Origin of the sequence: Streptomyces sclerotialus, from assembly GCF_040907265.1 — a bacterium.
Taxonomy (GTDB): Bacteria; Actinomycetota; Actinomycetes; order Streptomycetales; family Streptomycetaceae; genus Streptomyces; species Streptomyces sclerotialus.
In genome coordinates this window covers 1,154,543-1,178,693 of the sequence record NZ_JBFOHP010000002.1, presented here as the reverse complement: position 1 = coordinate 1,178,693, position 24,151 = coordinate 1,154,543, and the positions used below count along the sequence as shown (strand labels likewise).

Annotated in this window: 19 protein-coding genes and 1 pseudogene; 2 read left to right on the top strand and 18 right to left on the bottom strand. The window is 70.7% G+C overall.

Annotated features, from left to right (window positions below; genetic code table 11):
* Positions 1-241: 241 nt before the first annotated feature.
* The gene (locus tag AAC944_RS05315) at positions 242-1,495 is read right to left on the bottom strand and encodes an SLC13 family permease (RefSeq protein ID WP_368396894.1); all 1,254 of its coding nucleotides are present in this window, start codon (positions 1,493-1,495) and stop codon (positions 242-244) included.
* A gap of 109 nt (positions 1,496-1,604) precedes the next feature.
* The gene (locus tag AAC944_RS05310) at positions 1,605-2,726 is read right to left on the bottom strand and encodes a PrpF domain-containing protein (protein WP_030611408.1); all 1,122 of its coding nucleotides are present in this window, start codon (positions 2,724-2,726) and stop codon (positions 1,605-1,607) included.
* Between the two features lie 173 nt (positions 2,727-2,899).
* Between AAC944_RS05310 and AAC944_RS05305 the strand changes: the two genes are divergently transcribed.
* The gene (locus AAC944_RS05305) at positions 2,900-3,853 is read left to right on the top strand and encodes a LysR family transcriptional regulator (RefSeq protein WP_030611410.1); all 954 of its coding nucleotides are present in this window, start codon (positions 2,900-2,902) and stop codon (positions 3,851-3,853) included.
* Positions 3,854-3,973: 120 nt separating this feature from the next.
* On the opposite strand, the gene AAC944_RS05300 is transcribed toward AAC944_RS05305, so the two are convergent.
* The 8 genes from AAC944_RS05300 to AAC944_RS05265 all read right to left on the bottom strand — a co-directional run bounded on the left by AAC944_RS05300 (position 3,974) and on the right by AAC944_RS05265 (position 12,240).
* Positions 3,974-4,939, bottom strand: a complete 966-nt coding sequence (locus AAC944_RS05300) for a quinone oxidoreductase family protein (RefSeq protein WP_368396892.1) — start codon at positions 4,937-4,939, stop codon at positions 3,974-3,976.
* 335 nt (positions 4,940-5,274) lie between these two features.
* On the bottom strand, positions 5,275-6,027 hold the full coding sequence (locus AAC944_RS05295; RefSeq protein ID WP_030611414.1) for an SDR family NAD(P)-dependent oxidoreductase: 753 nt from the start codon (positions 6,025-6,027) through the stop codon (positions 5,275-5,277).
* On the bottom strand, positions 6,024-6,995 hold the full coding sequence (locus AAC944_RS05290; RefSeq protein WP_030611416.1) for a fumarylacetoacetate hydrolase family protein: 972 nt from the start codon (positions 6,993-6,995) through the stop codon (positions 6,024-6,026). Before AAC944_RS05290 ends, AAC944_RS05295 begins: the two co-directional genes overlap by 4 nt.
* A gap of 93 nt (positions 6,996-7,088) precedes the next feature.
* Positions 7,089-8,021 (bottom strand): VOC family protein, encoded by a 933-nt coding sequence (locus AAC944_RS05285; RefSeq protein ID WP_030611419.1) that lies wholly within the window; start codon positions 8,019-8,021, stop codon positions 7,089-7,091.
* 4 nt (positions 8,022-8,025) lie between these two features.
* Complete coding sequence (locus AAC944_RS05280) at positions 8,026-9,033, bottom strand: amidohydrolase family protein (RefSeq protein ID WP_030611423.1); 1,008 nt, start codon at positions 9,031-9,033, stop codon at positions 8,026-8,028.
* Positions 9,030-10,160 (bottom strand): FAD-dependent oxidoreductase, encoded by a 1,131-nt coding sequence (locus AAC944_RS05275; RefSeq protein ID WP_030611425.1) that lies wholly within the window; start codon positions 10,158-10,160, stop codon positions 9,030-9,032. Before AAC944_RS05275 ends, AAC944_RS05280 begins: the two co-directional genes overlap by 4 nt.
* Before the next feature lie 71 nt (positions 10,161-10,231).
* On the bottom strand, positions 10,232-11,242 hold the full coding sequence (locus AAC944_RS05270; RefSeq protein WP_030611428.1) for a cyclase family protein: 1,011 nt from the start codon (positions 11,240-11,242) through the stop codon (positions 10,232-10,234).
* Positions 11,239-12,240, bottom strand: a complete 1,002-nt coding sequence (locus AAC944_RS05265) for a fumarylacetoacetate hydrolase family protein (RefSeq protein ID WP_030611431.1) — start codon at positions 12,238-12,240, stop codon at positions 11,239-11,241. Before AAC944_RS05265 ends, AAC944_RS05270 begins: the two co-directional genes overlap by 4 nt.
* A gap of 147 nt (positions 12,241-12,387) precedes the next feature.
* Between AAC944_RS05265 and AAC944_RS05260 the strand changes: the two genes are divergently transcribed.
* Complete coding sequence (locus tag AAC944_RS05260; protein ID WP_030611445.1) at positions 12,388-13,305, top strand: LysR family transcriptional regulator; 918 nt, start codon at positions 12,388-12,390, stop codon at positions 13,303-13,305.
* Between the two features lie 15 nt (positions 13,306-13,320).
* Here AAC944_RS05260 and dmpG read toward each other — a convergent pair.
* From dmpG to AAC944_RS05220, 8 genes and pseudogenes are all read right to left on the bottom strand, one after another.
* Positions 13,321-13,917 (bottom strand): annotated as a pseudogene (gene dmpG, locus AAC944_RS05255) (4-hydroxy-2-oxovalerate aldolase); the annotation flags it as partial.
* Positions 13,918-13,927: 10 nt separating this feature from the next.
* On the bottom strand, positions 13,928-16,474 hold the full coding sequence (locus tag AAC944_RS05250; RefSeq protein WP_030611451.1) for a DUF4118 domain-containing protein: 2,547 nt from the start codon (positions 16,472-16,474) through the stop codon (positions 13,928-13,930).
* Positions 16,475-16,554: 80 nt separating this feature from the next.
* Positions 16,555-17,238: a response regulator gene (locus AAC944_RS05245; protein WP_030611452.1), complete on the bottom strand. Its 684-nt coding sequence runs from the start codon at positions 17,236-17,238 to the stop codon at positions 16,555-16,557.
* Positions 17,239-17,371: 133 nt separating this feature from the next.
* Positions 17,372-18,040 (bottom strand): potassium-transporting ATPase subunit C, encoded by a 669-nt coding sequence (locus AAC944_RS05240; protein WP_030611455.1) that lies wholly within the window; start codon positions 18,038-18,040, stop codon positions 17,372-17,374.
* Positions 18,041-18,048: 8 nt separating this feature from the next.
* Complete coding sequence (kdpB, locus tag AAC944_RS05235) at positions 18,049-20,214, bottom strand: potassium-transporting ATPase subunit KdpB (RefSeq protein ID WP_063759901.1); 2,166 nt, start codon at positions 20,212-20,214, stop codon at positions 18,049-18,051.
* Complete coding sequence (gene kdpA, locus AAC944_RS05230; protein ID WP_030611463.1) at positions 20,211-21,875, bottom strand: potassium-transporting ATPase subunit KdpA; 1,665 nt, start codon at positions 21,873-21,875, stop codon at positions 20,211-20,213. The genes kdpB and kdpA overlap by 4 nt, the downstream gene beginning before the upstream one ends.
* 8 nt (positions 21,876-21,883) lie before the next feature.
* On the bottom strand, positions 21,884-21,973 hold the full coding sequence (gene kdpF / locus AAC944_RS05225) for a K(+)-transporting ATPase subunit F (RefSeq protein ID WP_037771713.1): 90 nt from the start codon (positions 21,971-21,973) through the stop codon (positions 21,884-21,886).
* 282 nt (positions 21,974-22,255) lie between these two features.
* Positions 22,256-24,112, bottom strand: coding sequence for an APC family permease (locus tag AAC944_RS05220; protein WP_030611466.1), 1,857 nt, complete (start codon positions 24,110-24,112; stop codon positions 22,256-22,258).
* Between the last annotated feature and the right edge of the window lie 39 nt (positions 24,113-24,151).

The window sequence follows — 24,151 nt, the reverse complement described above, 5'->3', positions numbered from 1 at the left end:
TGTGCATCCGGCAACCCGTCGGCCCGGCCCACTATTCCCAAGAACCCCACAGAGGACTTGAGTCCGCTTCTGACGGACACCAGGCACCGGACACCGGACACCCGGGCCCCCGGACTTCGACCGCCCTGCCTGCCCGGAGGCGGCGGGGCGCCGAAGACGGCGGCGGGAGACGTCCGGCAGGGCGCCCGCGGCGGCAGCCCGCCGCCCGTGGGTCAGGCACGGGGTGCTCGTTCTGCTGGGGTCATGACCAGGGGAGGACCAGGGCTCCCCATGCGACGACGGGGCCGAGGGCGACGATGCCGCCGGTGTAGCCGATGATCTGGCGGTAGAAGCGGCGGGTGTCGATACCGCGGGCGTTGCTGAGGACCAGGGCGCCGTTGGTGGAGAACGGGGAGGTGTCGACGATCGTGGTGGAGACCGCGAGGGCCGCGATGAGACCGGCGGCACTGAGGTGGCTGGAGAGCAGCAGCGGTACGGCCAGGGGGATGATCGCGGTGAGGATCGCGGTGGAGGAGGCGAAGGCCGAGGTGATGGCTACGGTGAAGCACAGCACCAGGGCCACGAGGAGCGGTGCACCGAGGCCGGCGGCGTGGTGGGAGATGTCCTCGATGATGCCGGCCTTCTCCAGCATGGCGATGTAGGTCATCATGCCCGCCACCAGCAGCAGGGTGGACCAGCTGATGCCGTCCACGGCCTTCTCCTGCCGTGCCATGTCCACCAGGGACAGCAGGGCGCCGGCCACCAGGGCCAGGAAGCCGATCTCCAGCCGGAAGCCGAGCGCACCGACCACCAGCGCGAGCAGACTGGCGAGGGTGAGCCACTGACGCCAGTCGGGTCTGCCGGACGCCGCGGGGTTCTCGTCGTCAGCCGTCTCGTGTGCCGTGTCCGCCGGCGGAGCGGGGCGCTTGGCGAGGAACACGTAGGTGAGCAGAGACAGCACCAGATTGATCACGAAGCTGGCGGTGAACAGTGTCACGGGCGAGATGTGCAGCGTGGTGTCGTCGACCAGGCCCAGTACGAGGGCACCGGAGACGGCGAGGGGGGAGAAGGCGCCCGCGTGCCCGCCGCTGATCACCATCATGCCGGCCACCAGCGGGTTGATCTTGTAGCGGTAGGCGAAGTTCATGGCGATCGGTACGAGGATCGCGACGGCGGCCGGGGTGAAGGTGCCGAACGCCGTGAGCGTCGCGGCGACCAGGAACAGCACCCAGGGGATGAGCGCCACCTTGCCGCGCACCAGTCGTACTCCGGCCGCGACGAGCCAGTCGATGGTGCCGTTGCGGCGAGCGACGGAGAAGAGGTAGGTGACCCCGACGATGGTCACGAACAGGTCCACCGGGAAGCCTTCGAAGATCTCGTCCTCGGTGAGGCCGAGCGAGACGGTGCCGACGGCGAAGGTGGCGACGAAGGCGAGGATGCCCAGGTTGATCGGCAGGATGGTGCCGACCACGAACATGACCAGCAGCGCGCCTATGGAGATCACTTCAGTAGACATCATTGTCCTTGGTGCGGTGGGGACAGGATGGCGCGCCCCGAGGGCGCGAGGTTACCCCGGGGTGGAGGAGCGTGAACAGGCCCTGGGGGGTGTGGGGAGTGGTTCCGGTTCAGGCTGCTTGCGGTCGTCCTGGTTCCGGTACGTAGATGCGCGCATCGGCGAGCAGCCGTGCCGCCCGCTGTACGGTGACCCGGCCGGGCAGGCCGTCCCGCAGGTCCGAGCAGCGGACCGCGATCACACCGGCGGGGGTGCCCAGGCGAAGCCACTCCTCGGTCGGGCCGCCCGCGGCCCGGGAGACCACGGAGTCCTCCAGCAGACCCGCGGCCGCGACGGCGACGGCGGAGGTCAGGCCGATCGCGGGGTGCGGTGCGTTCATGGTGAGCATGCGCACCGAGATGTCGTAGTCCTGGGCCGCGACGCGTTCGCCGAGCGTGGTGGTGTACGGGACCGGCCGGCCGACCAGTCCCACCTTGGGGACCGCGTCGCCAGGCTCCTCGCCCGGCTTGAGCAGGCCCATCAGCGGCGCGGCGGCATGGCGGACGGTGCGCAGCCACGGTGCGTCCGTCCGCATCTGCTCCATGGTCTCGGCACCGGTACGTGCCGCACTGGTGGCATCGACGAGGACGACCGGCGCCCCGGCGTCCACCATGCTCACCCGAATGGCATCAGCGGCACCGACCCGCAGTTCCTGTGCGGCCATCCCGGTGGGCAGAAGGGAGCCGGTGGTGCGGCCTGCCGGGTCGCGGAAGGTGAGCCCGACCGCGACGCCGCCGGCCCGGGTGCCCGGCACGGTCTGGTCGCCGAAGTCGTGTGCCACGCCGCCGGTGGTGTCCACGAGCCCTTCGAGCACCGCGCCGGTGTTCATGTTGCGCATCACCACGCGCGTCCGGTCCCCGGTGATGGGCACCAGGCCCTTGGCGACGGCGTACAGGGCGACGCCGGTGGCGCAGTTGCCGCAGTTGCTCGTCCACTCCACCGAGCCGGTGCCGATGCCGACCTGGGCGAAGAGGTAGTCGATGTCCGTGCCGGGCTCGGGCGAGGCGCTGACGATCGCGGCCTTGGAGGTGGTGGGAGTGGCCCCGCCGACCCCGTCGAGTTCCACCGGGTCGGTGGCACCGTAGGCGGCGACCAGCAGTTTCTCCAGGGCGCCGAGCTCGGTGGGGACATGGACCTGGTGGAACAGCCAGCACTTGCTGGTGCCACCGCGGACCAGGGTCGCGGGAGTGTGCACGTCTGAGGCTCTTTCTCGATCAACGCGGAGGAGGGGCCGGAGAGCGGTTACGGGCGTATTGCCAACCGGTGAACCTGAACCGTCCCGGCGAATGCGAAGACCTTCGCAGAGGCGTGACTTGGGCACAATGGCAGTCAGCTTCACTCGGGTTTAGCTGAGCTAAACTCGGCGCCATGCTGAACGTGCGCCATCTCCTGCTGCTCACCGAGGCTGCCGAACGTGGCTCGCTCACCGCCGCGGCGGAGGCGATGGGCATGACCACCTCCGCGGCCTCCCAGCAGATGTCGCTGCTGGAGCGCGAGGCCGGGCAGCCGTTGATGGAGCGGCTGCCCCGCGGCATCCGCCCCACCCCGGCCGGCGCCGCACTGGCCGAACGCGGGCAGGCCATCCGCCGCGAGCTGCGCGCCGCCCAGGCCGACCTGGAATCCTTCGCCGACCTCGACCAGGGCACACTGCGGCTCGGTTCGTTCCCCACCGCGAGCGCTTCGCTCCTGCCGCTCGCCCTCACCCGCTTCCGCCGCCGCCACGAAGGGGTCCGCATCGAGGTCCACGCAGGGGTTCTCGCCGAGCTCCGCGAGATGCTGCACACCGGCGAGGTGGAGCAGGCCCTGCTGTGGGACTACGGCTGGAACCGCATCGAGGACCCGGCCCTCGCCCTCACCCACCTGCTCGACGACCCCACGGTGCTGGTCGTCCCGGCGGACTCCCCCCTGCGCGCCCACCCTTCCGTGCGCCTGAGCGACCTCGCCGACCAGGAATGGATCATCCGAGCCGACAACCACCCCGTCGCCGACGTACTGCGCCGCAGCTGCCGCCAGGCCGGGTTCGAGCCGCGCATCGCCTACGCCTCGCACGACTACCAGGAGGCGCAGGCCATGGTGGCCGCCGGACTGGGCATCGCGCTCGCGCCCCGGCTCGCCCTCACCAGCCGCCGCAGCGACGTCCGCCTGCTGCCCTTCGCCTCCGACGTGCCGGCACCCACCCGCCGCATCCTGCTCGCTCATGCCTTGGCCCGGCCCACCACGCCGCCCGCCCAGGCGATGGCTCATGTCCTGCGCGTGGTGGCGCAGCGGTTCGCTTCCTCGGGCCTGCACCGTGCCCAGCTCGGAGCGGTCCGCCGTAGCTGACCGGGCCGACGAAGCAGGGGGCGGTGCGGAAGACGGACGAGCGGTGCGAACCGGACCGGTGCACGGTCCGGTCCGGTGCACGGTCCGGTCCGGTTCTGTCCCTGTGAGGGCCCGGGTTTACTACTTCGCGTCGCTCATGTCGAGGACGATCTTGCCGACCGCCGTGCCCGCGCGCAGGCGCTCGACCGCTTCGCCGAGGGCGTCCATTCCGTAGCGCTCGTACGGCAGCGACAGCGCGCCCGAGGACAGGTCCGGCAGCAGGCGCAGGACTTCGGGGGCGACTTCCGGGCCGCGGGAGATCATGTTGACCGGGAGGAGGGAGACGTCGGCGAGGAAGAAGTCGGCGAGGTCGAGGGTGAGTTCGCGGCCGGCGGTGTAGCCGAGGAGGGCGGCGCGGCCGCGGGGGCGGACCTGGGTGAGGGCGTTGCGCAGGATCTGGCCGCCGACGGTGTCGATGAGGACGTCGACCTTGCCGCCGAGGGTTTCCTCGGTGAGGTCGGAGGCGAGCAGCGCCTTGGCGACGTCGGGGACGTGCGGCAGCTTGGCGGGGCGGCCGACCGCGCCGATCACCTCGGCGCCGGCGCGCGCCGCGAGCTGTACGGCGACGGCGCCGACCGCGCCGGAGGCGCCGGTGACCAGCACGCGTTCCCCCGGCTGGACCTGGGCGATGGCGTGGACGGTGGCCCAGGCGGTGCCGACGGGGGAGAAGTAGATGCAGGCGAGGGCGGGGTCGGTGCCCTCGGGCATGGGCTCCACGGCGGCGTCCGGGACGAGGGCGTGCTCGGCCCAGGCGCCGTCGCGGCTGAGGCCGAGTCCTTCGCCGCGCAGTCGGACCAGGGCGCCCTCGGGGTGCGTGTCCGAGGCGACGACGTAGCCGCTGCCCTGGGTGCCGGGGATGAACGGCAGCTCGGGCAGGATGCCGAACTGTCCGTCGAGGATGTTCAGGTCGAGATGGGCGACGGTGGCCGCCGCCACCCGGACGAGGGTGTGGCCGGGGCGCGGTGCGGGCACGGCCCGCTCCTGCAGCCGCGGCAGGGTGCCGAACTCCTCCAGGGCCAGGGTGCGCGTGGTTGCGGAAGTGCTCACGTGCTGTGTTCTCCGTTCTACCCCGTTGACTGCCATCCCCCTTCATGCACACTTTAGCCACATACTTGTGCAGTGCACGCATCCCGGTCAGGCGCGGCACCCGGCCGTATACGAGGCGCAGGAGACCGAGGGGGAGCGATGCCGACTGAGATCCGGTCGATGCGGGTGGCGAGGCGACCGCGACCGAGCCGTCCGGCGCGTACCGCCAGGGCAGGCCGCCCTTCGCCACCCGGGAAAGCCGCGTGTTCTCGCCGACGTGCGAACCCACAGCGCGGCGGCCCGGCCCTGACCGCGGGCCGTGCCGGAGATCAGGGCGGCCTTGCCCGCCAGCCGTGTCACGAGGCCCCCTCGCGCAGCGCGTCGGAGACCGACTTGACCCCGCCGTGCGCGGTCAGCCCGCCGTCGACGGGGATCTCGGCACCGGTGATGAACGAGGACTCCTGGGACAGCAGGAACACGATCAGCGGAGCGACCTCCTCGACCGTTCCGGTGCGGCCGAGCGGCGTCTCGCGGACATTCGCCTCGCGAAAGGCCGGGGCGGCGGAGGCGGTCATCTCGGTCTCGATGTAGCCGGGATGGATCGTGTTGACACGGACGCCGCGCGGGCCGAGTTCGAGGGCGGCGGTCTTCGACAGGCCGCGCAGCGCCCACTTGCTGGTGGTGTAGGCGACCGGGTAGTGCGCGGTGAGGGCCGCCGAGGAGCCGACGTTGACGATCGAGGCGCCGGGCGGCATCAGCGGGGCGAGATGCTGGATACCGAGCAGCGGGCCGGTGACGTTGACGGCATGGACGCGCGCCAGGTCCTCGGGCCGTACGTCTCCGACGCGGGCGCGCCAGGTGACACCCGCGTTGTTGACCAGCCCGTGCACCTGCCCGTACGACTCCTTCAGCTCGGCGGCCAGATCGGCCCAGTCCCGCTCGCTGCTGACGTCGAGGCGCCGGCAGCCGGGGGCCTCCGTCACGTCGGTGGCGATGACGTGGGCCCCCTCGCGGACGAGGGCTTCCGCCTCCGCGGCGCCCTGGCCGCGCGCCGCGCCGGTGACGACCACCACCTTGCCGAGCAGCCTCTTGGGGTGCGGGTCGCTCACGGCCGCTCCCGGGGACGGCGCCGCCCGGTGGGCAGCGGTACGGGGCCGGCGCCGGGGACCACCGTATTGGTGAGGGTGCCGATGCCCTCGACGGTCAGGGAGACGGTGTCGCCCGGCTTCAGCGGCGGCGGGGTCTGTTCACCGCGCCGGCCCCACAGCTCGGCGAGGCAGCCGCCGTTGCCGCAGGTGCCCGATCCGAGCACGTCACCGGGGACGACCCGGGTGCCGCGCGAGGCGTACGCGACCATCTCCTCGAAGGTCCAGCTCATGTTGGACAGCAGATCCTTGCCGACCGTCTCGCCGTTGATCTCGGCGGTCAGCGCGAGGCGCAGAAAGCCGTCGTCGTCGCGGTACGGCTCCAGCTCGTCGGCGGTGACCAGGAAGGGGCCGAAGGAGGTGGCGGTGTCCTTGCCCTTGCAGGGGCCCAGGCCGACCTTCATCTCCGCGGACTGCAGGTCGCGCGCTGACCAGTCGTTGAAGACGGTGTAGCCGATGATGTGGTCGCGGGCCTGCTCGGGGGTGAGGTCGCGGCCCTCGCGGCCGATGACGGCGGCGACCTCCAGCTCGAAGTCGAGGACGGCCGAGCCGGGCGGTACCGGGATGTCGTCCCCCGGCCCGTAGATGGCGTGCGGGTTGGTGAAGTAGAAGGTCGGTGCCGCGTACCACTCCTCGGGTACACCGGCGGCTCCGTCGACGGAGCGGCGTACGCCCTCGACGTGCTCCTCGAAGGTGACGAAGTCCCGTACGGAGGCGGGCTGGAGGGGCGACAGCAGCCGCACCTGGGAGACATGGGGGCCGGGCGGTACGTCGAGCGAGGCGGTGCCGGTCCCGAGGAGGGCCGCGAGCCCGTCCCCGGACGTGATCAGCTCGGTGAGCGAGCGGGCGCCCGGAACGGGGTACAGGGTGCCGTCGTCGTCCACGACGGCGACGCGGTGCTGCTGCTGGTGCTGGTAGGCGGCGAAGCGCATGGGCGGCTCCTGGCGGTGGGTGGCCGGGGGCGCGGCGGGAGTCAGGGCTGGTGACAGGAGCGCCGCGCCCCCGGAGTCGTGGGGGTTCGGGGATCAGACCGGCGGGGCGACGAAGCAGCCGCGGTCGGGGTCGTTGAAGGACTCCTTGGCGATCAGCTCGTTCATCGGGTTCGCGGTGCCCCACTGGTCGGTGACCTCGGGCTGGGAGAAGTCGTAGACGTGCGGATGCCAGGTGTCCTCGTCGAGCAGTTCCAGCTCGGTGGTGTACTCGACGGTGTTGCCGTGCGGGTCGAGGAAGTACGTGAAGGTGTTGTCGCCCGCCATGTGCCGGCCGGGGCCCCAGATCTTGCGGTACCCGGCGCGCATGACGCGGCCGGAGCCGCGCATGTACTCGTCCAGGCCGCGCATCTCGAAGGAGACGTGGTGCAGAGCGGTGTGCGGGCCCTGCGCGATGGCCATGGAGTGATGCTGGTTGCTGATCCGCATGAAGTGCATGACCTCGCCCATGTGCGGCGAGCTGAGGGTGTCGGAGAGGGCGAAGCCGAGGTGCCGCTCGTACCACTCCCGAGTGCGGTTCAGATCGGGGGAGTTGAGCACGACGTGCGACAGCTTGACCGGGATGGCCTCCTTCTCCTCGATCTTGCGGTGCTGCCGGACCTCGACATCCGCCGAGACCTCGATGGTGCGCCCGTCGACGTCGAAGAAACGGAAGCCGTAGCCGCCGCCGGGTGTGTCGACCTTGCCCGGCTGGGTGATCAACTGGACGCCGCCGGCGAGCAGCCGCTCGGCGAGCGTGTCGACGTCGGCGGCGGACGCGGCGCCGTACGACACCAGGTCGAGGCGCTTCTCGTCGGCCTTGCGGAGCCGTACGACGTACTGCTCCGGGGAGCCCTCGGCGGCGAGGAAGGAGATGCCGGAGTCCTCGGCGACCTTGGTCAGGCCCCACACGCCGGCGTAGAAGTCGAGCTGCTTGTCGTAGTCGGGCACGGCGAGGTCGACGTGCCGGAGATGGGTGAGCAGGCGCATGATGTCACTCCTTGGAGAGCAGGGTGAGCAGGGCGGAGGCGTTGCCGCCGCGTACGGCGTGGAAGTCGGCCTCGGGCAGACGCGCGGCGCGCAGTGCGCCGACCGGATCCTCGGTGCCCATGTCGAAGGGGAAGTCGGAGCCGAGCAGTACCCGGTCGGCGCCGGCCACACGCACCAACTCCCGCAGCACGTACGGGTCGTGGACGAGGGAGTCGAAGTACAGCCGCTTCAGGTAGCTGCTGGGCGGGTGGGCGCAGCCGGCGCCCGCGTCGGAGCGGGCCGACCACGCGTGGTCGGAGCGGCCGATGTGGGTGGGCAGGTAGCCGCCGCCGTGCGCCGCGACGACCTTGAGACCGGGGTGCCGGTCGAGGACACCGGAGAAGATCAGATGCGACAGGGCGACGGCGTTCTCGGTGGGCTGGCCGACGGTGTTGGACAGGTACCACTGGTCGAGGCGTTCGTCGAGGGTGCAGCCGAACGGGTGCAGGAAGACGACCGCTCCGGTCTCCTCGGCGCGCGACCAGAAGGGCTCGTAGGCCGGGTCGGACAGCTCACGCGCCGGGGCATGGCTGGAGATCTCCACCCCGGCCAGTCCCTGCGCGAGGGCGTGATCGAGGGCGCGCACCATGTGGGCGGGGTGCTGGAGGGGTACGAGACCGAGGCCGCGCAGCCGGTCGGGTGCCGCCGCGCAGTGCGTGGCGGTGGCCTCGTTGGCGAGCCGGTACACCTGCTCGGCCGTCTCCTCGTCCGCCCAGTAGTGGTAGTGCGAGGGGGACGGGCTGACCAGCTGGACGTCCACGCCCTGGGCGTCCATCGCCGCGAGCCGGGCCCGTACGTCGGTGAGGCGGCCGATCCGCTCGCCGATCATCGGGCCGTTGACCTCCAGCGCGGCGCGGCCGTTGCGGCGGGCGTCCAGGGCGCGGGCCTCGGCGTGGCCGGGCAGGCCGGCCACGAGGGCGTCGACCTCCGGCAGCAGGACGTGGGCGTGCACGTCGACGGTGGGCGTGGTCACGGCAGCTCCCGGAGCATGGTCATGGTGCGGCTCATCAGGCCCGGGAGGTCGGCGTCGCGAACGCCGTCCAGCTGCCACTGCCCGATCTGCACGGACGCGTCCACGACGGGACGTACGCGGGCGACACGGCGCTCGTAGTACTCCTGGAACAGGGGGTCGTCCCAGGTGTCGGAGGCGGTCAGCAACTGGGCGAGCACCCAGGCGTCCTCCAGCGACATCGCGGCGCCCTGGGCCAGGGTGGGCGGGCAGCAGTGCGCGGCGTCGCCGACGAGGACGACCCGGCCGCGATGCCAGGAACCTTCCACCAACAGCCGGTCGAACCAGGTGTAGTTGACCTTCGCCGGGTCGGTGATGTGCGCGGTGATCTCGGGCCAGTGGCCTCCGTAGTGCTGTGCCAGGGCGCGCATCTCGTCCGCGTAGCTCGCCACGGGGATGGAGGCCCGGTCGCGTTTCGCCTCGACGACATAGGCGTAGAGCGTGCTGTCGCTGGTGGGGCAGTAGCCGGCGATGTAGGCGGGGCCGCCGTAGGCGAGGTCGGTGCGGGTCACACCGGCCGGGCGCGGTGCGGCGACGCGCCAGATGGCCATGCCGGTGGGTTCGGGCCGGTCTGTGATGCCGATGGCCGCGCGGGTGGCGGAGCCCAGGCCGTCGGCGGCTATCACCAGGTCGTAGCGGCCCTCGCTGCCGTCGTCGAAGGCCACCGACACGCCGTCGTCGTCCTGCTCCAGGGACGCGGCACGGACACCGAGGCGGAGGGTGGCGCCACTGGCCCGCACCGCGTCGCTGAGGATGCCCTGCAACCGGGGGCGTTGCATGCCGACGGTGGCGGGCAGGTCGTCACCGCCGGTGCGCAGGTCCTCGGCGGCGTGCAGGACGGTGCCGTCGGGCGCGGTGATGCCGACCGCGCTGAACGCGTACCCGGACTTCTCCACCAGGTCCCACACGCCGAGTTCACGCAGCACGCGCAGGGCGTTGCCCTGGAGGGTGATGCCGGATCCCGCGGTGGCGTTCCAGTCGTCCTTGGCCTCGATCAGGTCGACCGTGATCCCGGCGCGGCGCAGCAGGATCGTGACCGCGTTGCCGGCCGCGCCACCGCCGATGACGAGGACCGTGCGGGGTGTGCTCATGGGGGAACTACTCCTTTGTCCCTCAGGGAGACCTCAGGGAGATCTCGGGGAGCTCTCAGGTGGATCGAGGGCTACTTGACGGCGATGGGGTTGACGGGCGAGCCGACGGCGCCGGTGATGGGCAGGGGAGCGGCGGCGAGCCAGAAGTCGTACACCCCGTCGTCCGCGCAGTCCGCCGCCAGCGCGCCCAGGTCCCACATCTCGCCGATGAGCAGTCCCATGTTGGGGATGGCGACCTGGTGCAGCGGCTGGAAGGCGTGCTCGAACTCGTTCGGGCGGACCTCGAAGCCCCAGGTGTCCGTGGCGATCGCGGCGATCTCGGTGCGGTGCAGCCAGCCGGCCGTGGTGAACGACAGGCCGGGCGCGGGGCCGCCCGCGTACTCGCCCCATCCCTCGCGCCGGGCCCTGGCGAGCCGTCCGGTGCGCACCACCACGATGTCGCCGCGGCCGACCGTGACGCCGTGCGCCTCGGCTGTCGCGGTGAGGTGCTCCTCGGTGATCGCGAAGCCGTCGGGCAGTTCTCCTCCACTCTCGACCCCACTCTCGACTCCGCTCGAGCGGGAGGTGCCCCCACCCTCGCCGATGACGCGGCCCACGTCGAGGAGGACGCCGCGTCCGGCGACGTACGGGGCCATGTGCTCGATGCCGGTGACGAGGTCGCCGTCGGAGGTGACGACCTGCTCGGCGGGGCGGCCGTTCCACGCCTTGCCGTGGTCGAAGATGTGGCCGAGCCCGTCCCACTGGGTGGAGCACTGCAGCGGCATGGCGATGACGTCGTCGGCGCCGCCGAGGCCGTGCGGGAAGCCCTGGTTGCCGAGCGCCGCGTCGGTGCCGGTGTCGAGCATCGTGTGCACCGGGTTGGTCCGCCGCCGCCAGCCCTTTTGCGGCCCGTCCATGTCGAAGCGCTGCGCCAGCGAGAAGCTGACGCCCCGACGCACGAGCGCGGCTCCTTCGCGGCGCTTGGCCGCGTCGAGGAAGTTGAGGGTGCCCAGCCGGTCGTCCTCGCCCCAACGCCCCCAATTGGAGTACGCCTTGGCGGCCTCGGCGATGGCGCCCTCGGGGTCGTTCCGGTCCAGGGTCACGACGCCACCTCCGCCACACAGCGGGTGCGCTGCGCGCCGAGGCCGCTGATCGAGCCGTCCATCACGTCGCCGTCGCGCAGCAGCCGTCCCCAGTGCATGCCGTTGCCGGCCGGGGAGCCGGTCAGTACCAGGTCTCCGGGCAGGAGCCGGGCCGTCTGCGAGGCGTAGGACACCATGCGCGCCACGTCGAAGATCATGTCCTTGGTGGACTCGTTCTGCATGGTCTCGCCGTTCAGCTTCAGGACGAGGCGCAGGTCGCCGGGGTCGGCGATCGACTCGGCGGGCACGATCCAGGGGCCGAGCGGGGTGAAGCCGGGCGCGTTCTTGCTGCGCAGCCAGTCGGTACCGATCTGCGGCATGTCGCGCCGGAAGACCGTGGCGCGGTCGGTCAGGTCGTTGGCGATCGTGTACCCGGCGACGTGCTCCAGGGCCTCCTCCACCGTCACCCGATGCGCGGGCCTGCCGATGACGGCCGCCAACTCCAGCTCCCAGTCCGGCTTTTCGGCCCACCCGGGCAGCACCACATCGTCGTACGGGCCCGTGATCGCGCTCGGCAGCCCGATGAACACGTACGGCAGGTCCTCCTCGGCCCGCCGGTCCATGAGTTCGGCGGCCTCCGCGCGGCGCTCGTCCTCCGGGCGGTCGTCACCGGGCGCGCGGTGCGCGACGTGCAGGTCGATGACGTGCTGCCGGTAGTTGGCGCCGGACTGGAAGACCTGCCGCGGCTCGACCGGGGCGTGCACCCGGAACCCCGCCAGGGGCTCGCGCTCCACCGTGCCGTCGCCGGCCAGGGTCCGCAGCCGGGGCAGCACCGCGGCCCAGTCCTCCAGCAGCCGACGGACCGTCAGCCGGTCGTCGTCCAGGGCGGTCCGCAGGTCCACGACGTGCTCGTCGGGGGTGACCAGCGCGGGGAAAGCCGGGCCGTCCGGGGCGGACAGGGTCGCGAGGGCGAAGGGCCCGGCGAAGGGCGGGGATACGGGTGCGGGATTCACAGACATGTCCTCCTGATCGCTGTGGGACTAATGTGGACCCGCCGCCGACGATCAGGGAAATAGATCGTGTGGATAGCAATAATCCATCACACAAATTTCCCCTGGTCAGCTAGTAAATTCCTCCTGGTCAGCGCCGAAAAGCAAGGGGTCCCCGTGAACCTGGCCCGTCTCGACCTCAATCTCGTCGTCGCCCTGCGTGCCCTGCTCGAGGAGCGGAACGTCACCCATGCCGGGCAGCGTGTCGGTCTGAGCCAGCCCGCGATGAGCGCGGCCCTCGCCCGGCTGCGCCGGCACTTCGACGACGACCTGCTCGCCCGCGTCGGCGGCCACTACGAGCTGACCGCCCTCGGCCAGGTGCTCCTGGACCGCACTTCCACCGCCTACGACGTGCTGGAACGCCTCTTCTCCAGCCAGGCCGACTTCGACCCGGCCAAGGAGGACCGCGAGTTCAAGCTGGTGGCGTCCGACTACGCCGTCGCCGTCTTCGGCACCGAACTCGCCCGCGTGGTGCACGAGGAGGCCCCCGGCATCCGGCTCCGCTTCACCCAGGCCCCGCCCACCGCCGTCGACGACACCGCGACCCTGCTGAGCGCCACCGACGGCCTGCTCATGCCGCACGGCGTGATCAGCGACTTCCCCGCCACCGACCTCTACGACGACCGCTGGGTGTTCCTCGTGGCACAGGACCACCCCGGCGTCGAGGACCGTCTCACCCGGCAGGACCTGGCCCGGCTGCCCTGGGTCACGTACCAGCGCACCTACGACGCCCCCGCGGTGCGCCAACTGGGCATGCTCGGCATCGAGCCGCGTGTGGAGGTCTCCGTCGACAGCTTCCAGCTCCTGCCCCTGTTGATCGCCGGCACCCGCCGCCTCGCCTTGATCCAGGCACGTCTGGCGCGGATGCTGACGCCGATCGCCGCCGTCCGGGTGGTGGAGCCGCCGTACGAGGCGGTGCCGCTGCGTGAGGCGTTGTGGTGGCACCCGGTCCACACGCATGACGCGGCCCACATCTGGCTGCGCGGGACGGCCGCGCGGGTCGGGGCGCGACTGCCCCGCATGGACCAGGAGTGACCCCACGAAGGCGCCTCATCGTTGCTTTCGTCGCAGGGGCGGCGGCGCTTGTTCGGCGTCCCGCGCCGTCAGGTCGAGGGCGATGTCGGTGATCATGTCCTCCTGGCCGCCGACCATCTTGCGGCGGCCGACCTCGACCAGGATGCTGCGGGTGTCGAGGCCGTAGCGCCGGGCGGCGGCTTCCGCGTGGCGCAGGCAGCTGGAGTAGACGCCCGCGTAGCCCGACGTGAGGGTCTCGCGGTCGACCCGTACCTCGCGGTCCTGGAGGGGCTGTACGAGGTCGTCGGCGGCGTCCATGAGGGGGAACAGGTCGCAGCCGTGCTTCCAGCCCATCAGGTCGGCGACCGCGATGAACGCCTCCAGTGGGCAGTTGCCGGCGCCCGCGCCCTGCCCGGCGACGGAGGCATCGACGCGCGTGACGCCGTTCCCGACGGCGACGACGGTGTTGGCGACGCCGAGTGCGAGGTTGTGGTGGGCGTGGATGCCGAGTTCGGTGGCCGGGTCGAGGACGTCGCGGTAGGCGCGGAAGCGGTCCCGTACGCCGTCCATGGTCAGGCGGCCGCCGGAGTCGGTGACGTAGACGCAGTGGGCGCCGTAGGACTCCATCAGCTGGTGCTCGTGCTCAGGAGATGGCCGTGGCCGGGAGGTCGGGCCGGGTCGGTGGGTGGCCCGGCGCGATGGGGAGGGTGAGGACCATGGTGAGACCGCCCCCTGGGGTGTCTTCCGCGGTGAGGGTGCCGCCGATGGCTTCGGCGAAGCCGCGGGCGACCGCGAGACCGAGGCCGACGCCGGCCCCGCGTGGTACGTCGCCATAACGCTGGAACGGTTCGAAGATGCGCTCCTTCGCCTCGTCCGGAACGCCGGGGCCGCGGTCGACCACCCGCAGTTCCACCCGGTCGGCGAGGGCGCTGGCCGACACCAGCACCGGTGTGCCGTCAGGGCTGTACTTCACCGCGTTCTCGACGATGTTGGCGACCGAACGCTCCAGCAGCCCGGGGTCGACGACGACCATCGGCAGGGTCTCCGGGACCTCCAGTTCCACGCTGCCTTCGGGGAGGCCGCCCAGGGCCATCGGCACCACCTCGTCGATGTCGATCTCCCTGTTCAGCGGCGTCACCGTGCCGGTCTGGAGGCGGGACATGTCCAGGAGGTTGCCCACCAGGTGGTCGAGGCGGTCGGTGCCCTCCTCGATGGAGGCGAGAAGTTCGGCCCGGTCCTCCTCGGACCAGTCCACGTCATCGGAGCGGAGCGAGGTGACGGACGCCTTGATGCTTGCGAGGGGCGTACGGAGGTCGTGGCTGACGGCCGCGAGCAGGGCGGTACGCATACGGTTGCCCTCCGCGAGGGTCCGTGCCCATTGGGCCTCGTTCTGGAGGCGCTGGTGGTCCAGGACCACTGCCGCCTGGGCGGCGAAGGCGGCGAGCACGCGGCGGTCCTCGGCGGGCAGGACCCGGCCGGAGAGCGCCAGGCTCATGTGGTCGCCGACGGGCATGTCGACGTCGGCGTCCTCCGGCCGCTCGACCGGGGAGCCGTTTCCCACCCTGCCGGCACAGGTCCACGGGTCGACGTCGCTCTGCCGCTCCAGCAGGGCCACGGAGTCCATGGCGAACGTCTCCCGTACCCGTTCCAGCAGATCGTCCAGGCCCGTTTCGCCGCGCAGCACGCTGCCCGCGAGGAACGAGAGGGCCTCCGACTCGGCGCGGAGCCGGGCCGCCTGCTGGGTGCGGCGGGCCGCGAGGTCCACGACGGAGGCGACCGACAGCGCCACGCCGACGAAGACCGCCATGGCGACGATGTTCTGCGGGGCATCGATGGTCAGCGTGTGGACCGGCGGGGTGAAGAACCAGTTCAGCAGCAGGGAGCCGACGACGGCCGAGACGAGCGCGGGCCACAGCCCGCCGAGAAGCGCGGCGCCGACCGTCAGGGACAGATACAGCAGCATGTCGTTGGCCAGGCCCACCCCCGGCGCGAAGCTGCTGAGGAGGAAGGTGAGCAGGAGGGGCCCGCCCACGCCGGTCAGCCACCCTCCGATGAGCCGGGAGCGGGCGAACCGTGCGCGGCGGGTCACCGGCAGCCCGCGTCCCTTGCCCATCGCGTCGTGCGTGACGAGGTGGACGTCCAGGTCGGGACCGGAGTCGCGGGCCACGGTGGCGCTGACACCGGGGCCGAAGACGTACTGCCAGGGCTTGCGGCGCGAGACGCCGAGCACGATCTGGGTGGCGTTGACGCCGCGGGCGAAATCCAGCAGCGCGGTGGAAACATCGTCGCCGATGACGTGGTGGAACGTGCCGCCGAGATCTTCGACCAGGGTGCGCTGGACCGCCAGTTCCTTGGGGGAGGCGGAGGTCAGTCCGTCGCTCCGGCCGATGTAGACGGCCAGCACCTCACCGCCCGCCCCCTTCTCCGCCAGGCGCGCCGCCCGGCGGATCAGCGTGCGGCCCTCGGTACCGCCGGTCAGCCCCACGACGATGCGCTCACGCGATCCCCAGATCTTCGAGACGCGGTGCTCGGTACGGTACTCCTGCAGGTATTCGTCGACCCGGTCGGCGACCCACAGCAGCGCCAGCTCCCGCAGCGCGGTCAGGTTGCCGGGGCGGAAGTAGTTCGACAGGGCCGCGTCGACCTTGTCCGGCTTGTAGACATTGCCGTGTGCCATGCGGCGGCGCAGTGCCTGCGGGGACATGTCGACCAGTTCGACCTGGTCGGCGCGGCGCACCACCTCGTCCGGCACGGTCTCCTTCTGCCGGATGCCGGTGATCGACTCGACGACGTCACCCAGCGACTCCAGATGCTGGATGTTGACCGTGGAGATGACGTCGATGCCGGCCGCCAGCAGCTCTTCGATGTCCTGCCAGCGTTTGGTGTTGCGGGACCCGGGGACGTTGGTGTGGGCCATCTCGTCGACCAGGGCGACGGCCGGACGCCGCGCGAGGACGGCGTCCACGTCCATCTCGGTGAAGACGCTGCCGCGGTATTCCAGCTCCTTGCGTGCGACCTGTTCCAGGCCGTGCAGCAGTACCTCGGTGCGCGGCCGCCCGTGGTGTTCCACGAAGGCGACCACGCAGTCCGTGCCCCGCTCGACGCGGCGGTGTGCCTCGGCGAGCATCGCGTACGTCTTGCCGACGCCGGGCGCCGCACCGAGGTAGATCCGGAGTTTCCCGCGTGCCATCGTCTCTCTCTGTGGTCGGTGTGGGCGTGGTGGTCGGTGTAGGTGGTGGGCAAGTACGGTCGGGGCCGGGGGAGAGTGCGTCAGGGCTCGAAGCGGTATCCCATGCCGGGCTCGGTGATCAGGTAGCGCGGGTGCGACGGATCCGGTTCGAGTTTCCGCCGGATCTGCGCCATGTAGACCCGGAGGTAATGGGTCTTGTCGCTCCGGGACGTACCCCATACCTGGTGGAGAAGCTGTCGTTGTGTGATGAGGCGGCCCGGGTGGCAGACGAGGATCTCCAGGAGATGCCACTCGGTCGGCGTCAGGCGTACGTCCTGCCCGTCGCGGGAAGCCCTCTTGGCCGCCAGGTCGACGGAGAAGTCCTGCGTGATGACGACCGTCGTCTCCGGCGCGAGCGGGGTGGTCTCCGTGCGGCGGACGGCGGCGCGCAGCCTGGCCAGTAGTTCATCCATGCTGAACGGCTTGGTCATGTAGTCGTCGGCGCCCGCGTCGAGTGCCGCGACCTTGTCATCGGATCCCCGGCGCGCGGACAGGACCAGGAGGGGAATCCTGGTCCAACCACGCAGGGCCTTGATCACATCGACCCCGTCCATGTCGGGCAGCCCCAGATCGAGCACGGCCACGTCCGGATGGCGCGCGGCGGCGAGCCGCAACGCAGTGGTGCCGTCCGGCGCCGTGTCGACGCCGTATCGGCGCGCCTCCAGGTTGATCACCAGGGCACGGACGAGCTGCGGATCGTCCTCCACCACCAGTACCCGGGTCATCGGTCCGCGCCCTTCCTGCCGTAGATGTGGTCGTGGGGACCGCTCGTGCCGTCACCGGTTCGGTGAGTGCGGCAACCGACGGGGTCAGGGGTGGTCCTGAGCCCGTCGGTGCGCGGTCGTGCGGGTAAGCCCATCAGCCCTTCTCGGTGAGTTCCCTGAGTGCGACGTTGAGCTCGAGGACATTGACCCGGGGCTCGCCCATGAAGCCGGCGACACGGCCGTCGGTGTGGTCCTCGACCAGCTTCTCCACCCGTGCGACGGGGAGGTGGTTGCGCTCCGCGACGCGGTGCACCTGGAGCTGTGCGTACTCGGGCGAGATGTCCGGGTCGAGGCCGGATCCGGAGGACGTGACGGCGTCGGCCGGGATGTCGGAGGGCTTCACCCGGTAGCCGTTCACCGAGTTGTCCTTGATGACGGCGGTCTGCGCCTCCTTCACCGACTTGATGAGCTCGGGGTTGTCGGCTGCGAGGTTGGTCGCGCCCGACACCAGCAGCTTGTACTGGGTGTTGAGCGTGTTGGTGCCGAGGCCGTTGGAGGGGCGCGGCTGGAACCACTTGAGGTCGGGCTGCGGAGTCTCCTGGCCCTTCTTGAGCGGCAGGTCGTAGCGCTGGCCGATGAGTTCGGAGCCGACGACCTTGCCTTCGCTCCTGATCTCGGAGCCGTTGGCCTGGTGGTGAAAGAGGGCCTGGGCGATGCCGGTGACGGCGAGCGGGTACAGCACGCCGCACACGACGGTGAGGACGAGGAGGGCGCGCAGGCCCGCGCCGAACAGTCGCGCGGTGTTCGTTACCGAGTTGTTCATGGTGGGCGTCACCCGATGCCAGGGATGAGGGAGAGGAGCAGGTCGATGAGTTTGATGCCGATGAAGGGGGCGATCAGGCCGCCGAGACCGTAGATCCCGAGGTTGCGGCGGAGCAGCTTGTCCGCGCTGGTCGGGCGGTACCGCACGCCCTTCAGGGCGAGGGGTACCAGCGCGATGATGATGAGCGCGTTGAAGATGACCGCGGAGAGGATCGCGGAGTCGGGGGAGGACAGCTGCATGATGTTGAGCTTGTCCAGGCCGGGGTAGACCGCGGCGAACAGCGCCGGGATGATCGCGAAGTACTTGGCGACGTCGTTGGCGATCGAGAACGTCGTCAACGCCCCGCGGGTGATGAGGAGTTGCTTGCCGATCTCGACGATCTCGATGAGTTTCGTCGGGTTGGAGTCGAGGTCGACCATGTTCCCGGCCTCCTTGGCGGCGGAGGTGCCGGTGTTCATGGCCACGCCGACGTCGGCCTGGGCCAGGGCGGGCGCGTCGTTGGTGCCGTCGCCGGTCATCGCGACGAGCTTGCCGCCGGCCTGCTCCCGCTTGATCAGCGCCATCTTGTCCTCGGGGGTGGCTTCGGCGAGGAAGTCGTCGACGCCGGCCTCCTCCGCGATGGCCTTGGCGGTCAGCGGGTTGTCACCGGTGATCATCACGGTCTTGATGCCCATCCGGCGCAGCTCGGTGAAGCGTTCCCGCATGCCCTCCTTGACCACGTCCTTGAGGTGGATGACGCCGAGGACGCGGGCGCCGTCGGTGTCCTCGACGGCCACCAGCAGCGGCGTACCGCCCGCCTCGGATATCTCGTTGGCGAGGCTGTCGGCGTCCTCGGCGACCGTGCCGCCCTGTTCCCGGACCCAGTTGAGTACGGAACCGGCCGCGCCCTTGCGTACCCTGCGCCCGTCGACGTCCACGCCCGACATCCGGGTCTGGGCAGTGAAAGTGATCCACTCCGCGTGTTCCAGCTCGCCCTGCGTACGCTCGCGCAGGCCGTACTTCTCCTTGGCCAGGACGACGACGGAGCGGCCTTCGGGGGTCTCGTCGGCCAGCGAGGAGAGCTGGGCGGCGTTCGCGACCTCGGCGGCGGTGACGCCCTTGACCGGTACGAATTCGGCGGCCTGGCGGTTGCCGAGGGTGATGGTGCCGGTCTTGTCCAGCAGCAGGGTCGAGACGTCGCCGGCGGCCTCGACGGCCCGCCCGGACATCGCCAGGACATTGCGCTGGACCAGGCGGTCCATGCCGGCGATGCCGATCGCGGAGAGCAGCGCGCCGATCGTGGTCGGGATGAGGCACACGAGCAGTGCCACCAGGACGACCATGGTCAGGTGCTTGCCGGCGTAGTCGGCGAACGGCGGCAGGGTGACCACGGCGAGCAGGAAGACGATGGTCAGCGAGGCGAGCAGGATGTTCAGCGCGATCTCGTTGGGCGTCTTCTGCCGTGCCGCGCCCTCGACCAGGTTGATCATGCGGTCGATGAACGTCTCGCCCGGCTTCGCCGTGATCCTGACGACGATGCGGTCGGAGAGGACCTTCGTACCGCCGGTGACCGCGGACCGGTCGCCGCCCGACTCCCGGATGACCGGGGCCGATTCGCCGGTGATGGCCGACTCGTCGACGGAAGCCACGCCTTCGACGACGTCGCCGTCGCCGGGGATGATGTCGCCCGCCTCGCAGACCACCCGGTCGCCGACGCGCAGTTCGGTGCCCGGCACCTGCTCCTCGCCGGTGCCGTCGGCGGTGAGGCGGCGGGCGACGGTGTCGGTCTTGGCCTTGCGCAGGGTGTCGGCCTGCGCCTTGCCGCGGCCCTCGGCCACGGCCTCCGCGAGGTTGGCGAAGAGCACGGTCAGCCACAGCCAGGCACTGATCACCCAGCCGAACCAGTCGCCGGGGTCCTTGAAGGAGAACACGGTGGTCAGCACCGAGCCGACCAGGACCACGAACATGACCGGAGACTTGATCATGACGCGGGGGTCGACCTTGCGCACCGCGTCCGGCAGCGACTTGATCAGCTGCCTGGGCTCGAACAGGCCCGAGCCGACCCGCCCCTCATCCTTGTGCCCGGTCGGCAGGTCCTGGTGCGGTGCCCGCGTGGGAGTGGCTGAGGACATCGCGTTCTCTTGGTTCGTCGGATCGGTTTTCGTCGTGTCGGTCTTCGTTGTTTCGGTGGTCATGACGCCAGTCCTTCGGCGAGCGGGCCCAGCGCGAGTGCCGGGAAGTAGGTGAGCCCGGTGATGATCAGAATGGTGCCGACCAGCAGGCCGCTGAACAGCGGCTTCTCGGTACGCAGGGTGCCCGCCGTCTCCGGCGTCGGCTTCTGCTCCGCCAGCGAGCCGGCCAGCGCGAGGACGAACACCATCGGCAGGAACCGGCCGAGGAGCATCGCGAGTCCGATCGTGGTGTTGAACCACGGGGTGTCGGCGCTGAGACCGGCGAACGCCGAACCGTTGTTGTTGGCACCGGAGGTGTACGCGTACAGGACCTCGGAGAAGCCGTGCGCGCCGGGGTTGAGGATCGACTGTGGCGGGGTGGGCAGCGCCATCGCCGCGGCGGTGAAGCACAGCACCAGTGCCGGCGTGATCAGGATGTAGCAGGCGGCCAGCTTGATCTCGCGGGTGCCGATCTTCTTGCCCAGGTACTCCGGGGTGCGGCCGACCATCAGGCCCGCGATGAACACCGCGATGATGGCCATGATCAGCATGCCGTAGAGACCGGAACCGACACCGCCGGGTGCGATCTCACCGAGCTGCATGCCCAGCAGGGTGATGCCGCCGCCGATACCCGTGAACGAGGAGTGGAAGGAGTCGACCGCTCCCGTCGAGGTCAGGGTCGTGGTGACCGCGAAGATCGACGAGGCGCCGACGCCGAAGCGGGTCTCCTTGCCCTCCATCGCACCGCCGGCCGCCTGGAGCGCCGGACCGTGGTGGGCGAACTCGGTGGCCCACATCAGCAGCACGAAGCCGAGCCAGATGGTCGCCATCGTGGCGAGGATCGCGTAGCCCTGCCGGAGCGAGCCGACCATCCGGCCGAAGGTGCGGGTGATCGCGAAGGGAATGAGCAGGATCAGGAAGATCTCGAAGAGGTTGGTGAAGCCGTTGGGGTTCTCGAAGGGGTGGGCGCTGTTGGCGTTGGCGAGGCCGCCGCCGTTGGTGCCCAGCTCCTTGATGACCTCCTGGGAGGCGTAGGCGCCGCCCTGCCACTGCTGGTGGCCGCCCATGAACTGGCCGACCTCGTGGATGCCGGCGAAGTTCTGGATCGCGCCGCAGGCGACCAGGACGATCGCGCCGATGACGGAGATCGGGAGGAGGATGCGGACGGTGCCGCGTACCAGGTCGGCCCAGAAGTTGCCCAGCTCCCCGCTGCGGGACCGGGCGAAGCCGCGGACGAGGGCGACGGCGACCGCCATGCCTACCGCCGCGGAGACGAAGTTCTGCACCGCCAGGCCGCCGGTCTGCACGACGTGGCCCATGGCCTGCTCGCCCGCGTAGGACTGCCAGTTGGTGTTGGCCACGAAGGAGGCGGCGGTGTTGAACGCCTGGTCCGGGTCGATCGAGGCGAAGCCCAGCGAGCCGGGCAGCGAACCCTGGAGCCGCTGCAGCAGGTACAGGAAGAGGACGCCCGCGGCCGAGAAGGCCAGGACTCCGCGCAGGTACGCGGGCCAGCGCATCTCGGTGTCCGGGCGGGCACCGATGGTTTTGTAGATCCACTTCTCGACGCGCAGATGGCGGTCGGAGGAGTAGACGCGGGCCATGTAGTCGCCGAGGGGGCGGTACGCCAGGGCGAGCGCGGCTATCAGCGCGAGCAGCTGCAGTACCGCTGCGAGGAAGGGGCTCATGGTGGTGCTCAGAACCTCTCCGGGTGAATGAGGGCGAGGACGAGATAGCCCAGCAGGGCGGCGGCCACGATGAGGCCGACGATGTTTTCGGCGGTCACAGCTTTGCGACCCCCTTGGCGACGAGGGCCACCAGCGCGAAGACCGCGAGTGTGGTGACGACGAAGGCCACGTCGGCCATCGAGAGCTCCTGAACGAGAAGGAATGTTGCACTGACGGTTAGAGCAAACCGCCTTTTTGAGCCACTGTGATTGCCGTTGACGGCTTTCTTACGAGGTGTGGCTCGCCCTTGACGCATCCCATACGCGCACCTCGCCGACCTGCGAAAATGCCACTGACGGCCCGCACCCGGAAGGGGCGAGCCGTCAAGAAACCGTGGTGAGTCAGGACAGTCGGAAGCGCAGCCGGCAGATGACCGCGTCGGTGTCGCGGCGCACGGCGTGGGCGACGATCGCGCCCCGCTGGTTCTGCAGCATCCGCTGCCACAGCCGGGCGGGCTCGACCTCCGGGATCAGGACGGTGATCCGGGTACCGGGCTCGGCGGCCGCGACCTCTCGCACGTACGCGGCGACCGGGCGGCCCAGTGCCCGGCGCTCGTAACGGAGGCGGACCAGCGGAACGCCCGGCTCCCACAGTGCCCAGTCCCGCTCCAGCGCGTCGGTCCGGGCACGGTCCTCGGCGTCGGGATGGCAGACGGTCACCGCTCGTACCTCGTCGCCGAGGGACACGGCGGCGGTCAGCGCCTCGCTGGTCAGCTTCGACAGACCCGACACCGGAACAATCACCAGTGAGCGGTCCCGGTGCGGGCACTCGGGGACCCGGCCGAGCCCCAGCCGCTCGCCGATTGCCGCGTAGGTACGGTGCACCGTCTCGAAGGCCGCGACCAGCAGGGGCAGAGCGATGACGACGAGCCATGCGCCGTCGCCGAACTTCGTGGCGGTGACCACCACCGCCGATACGCCGGTGAGGACCGCACCGGAACAGTTCAGGAATGCCTTGGCACGCCACTTGGGGCCGCGTACCTGACGCCAGTGGCGGACCATGCCGGTCTGGGCGAGGGTGAAGCCGATGAAGACGCCGATCGCGAAGAGCGGGACGAGGGCATTGGTGTTCCCGCCGGAGAAGACCAGGAGTGCCGCCGAAATGCCGGCCAGGGCCAGCACGCCGTGCCGGTGGACCTGGCGGTCGGCCTTGAGCGTGAAGACATGCGGTACGTAGTTGTCGCGGGCCAGCAGCTTCAGCAGTACCGGCAGGCCGCCGAAGGACGTGTTCGCGGACAGTGCGAGCAGCATCGTCGTCGCGAACTGCACGAGGTAGAAGGCCCAGTTGTGTCCGAGCGCGGCATCGGCGAGTTGTGCGAGGACCGTGACGCCTTCGACCGGCTGCAGCCCGAACCGTGAGATCAGCACTCCGAGCCCGATCAGCATCACGCCGAGGATCGCGCCGAGGGCGACCTCGGCGTGCTGCGCCCGCCTGGCCCGCGGAACCCGGAAGGAGGGCACGGCATTGGCGATCGCCTCGACACCGGTGAGCGCGGAGCAGCCGGACGCGAACGCCTTGAGCAGCAGCAGCGCACCGACGCCGGTGGCGTTGTCGGCCAGCACAGGGGCGTGCCCGGCAGCGGCCTCGGTACTCACCGGCGCCGAGCGGAACAGCCCCACCACGATCAGTGCGAGGATCGAGAGGACGAAGACCGCGGTCGGCACGATGAACGCCCGCGCCGAGTCCACGATGCCGCGCAGGTTGACCGCCGTGAGCAGGACCAGGACGGCCAGGCACAGCCACAGCCGGTCCGGGTGGAGCGCAGGGAAGGCGGAGGTGAGGGCGGCGACACCGGCGGTGACCGCCACCGCGACGTTCAGTACGTAATCCAGTACCAGCGATCCCGCGGCGGCCAGGCCGGCGCGCCGGCCCAGGTACGTCCTGGCCACCGCGTAGGAGCCGCCGCCGTCCGGGAAGGCGGCGATCACCTGCCGGTACGAGGCCACCAGCACCGCCAGCAGCCCGGCGATCGCCAGCGTCACCGGCAGGGTGAAGCCGAGTCCGTAGCCGCCCGCCGCGGCCAGCACCAGCACGATCGCCTCGGGGCCGTACGCCACCGAGGCCATCGCGTCCAGCGAGAGGGCGGCGAGGCCGGTGACCGTCGTGAGCCGGTGCCGTTCGCCGGGGTCGCGGTCGGGCGGGTCCGACGGGTCCTCGTGCGCGGGGGCACTGCCGTATTCGCTGGTCAGGACGGACATGCGGGTACTCCTTCGGCATACATGGGTCCGCCCAGGTTC

Excerpts from the sequence above, each read along its gene's own strand:
- AAC944_RS05315 (WP_368396894.1), bottom strand. The coding sequence starts at position 1,495 with ATGTCTACTGAAGTGATCTCCATAGGCGCGCTGCTGGTCATGTTCGTG.
- AAC944_RS05305 (WP_030611410.1), top strand. The coding sequence starts at position 2,900 with ATGCTGAACGTGCGCCATCTCCTGCTGCTCACCGAGGCTGCCGAACGT.
- AAC944_RS05290 (WP_030611416.1), bottom strand. The coding sequence starts at position 6,995 with ATGCGCTTCGCCGCCTACCAGCACCAGCAGCAGCACCGCGTCGCCGTC.
- AAC944_RS05285 (WP_030611419.1), bottom strand. The coding sequence starts at position 8,021 with ATGCGCCTGCTCACCCATCTCCGGCACGTCGACCTCGCCGTGCCCGAC.
- AAC944_RS05275 (WP_030611425.1), bottom strand. The coding sequence starts at position 10,160 with ATGAGCACACCCCGCACGGTCCTCGTCATCGGCGGTGGCGCGGCCGGC.
- AAC944_RS05265 (WP_030611431.1), bottom strand. The coding sequence starts at position 12,240 with ATGTCTGTGAATCCCGCACCCGTATCCCCGCCCTTCGCCGGGCCCTTC.
- AAC944_RS05250 (WP_030611451.1), bottom strand. The coding sequence starts at position 16,474 with ATGGCACGCGGGAAACTCCGGATCTACCTCGGTGCGGCGCCCGGCGTC.
- AAC944_RS05245 (WP_030611452.1), bottom strand. The coding sequence starts at position 17,238 with ATGACCCGGGTACTGGTGGTGGAGGACGATCCGCAGCTCGTCCGTGCC.
- AAC944_RS05240 (WP_030611455.1), bottom strand. The coding sequence starts at position 18,040 with ATGAACAACTCGGTAACGAACACCGCGCGACTGTTCGGCGCGGGCCTG.
- kdpB (WP_063759901.1), bottom strand. The coding sequence starts at position 20,214 with ATGACCACCGAAACAACGAAGACCGACACGACGAAAACCGATCCGACG.
- kdpA (WP_030611463.1), bottom strand. The coding sequence starts at position 21,875 with ATGAGCCCCTTCCTCGCAGCGGTACTGCAGCTGCTCGCGCTGATAGCC.
- AAC944_RS05220 (WP_030611466.1), bottom strand. The coding sequence starts at position 24,112 with ATGTCCGTCCTGACCAGCGAATACGGCAGTGCCCCCGCGCACGAGGAC.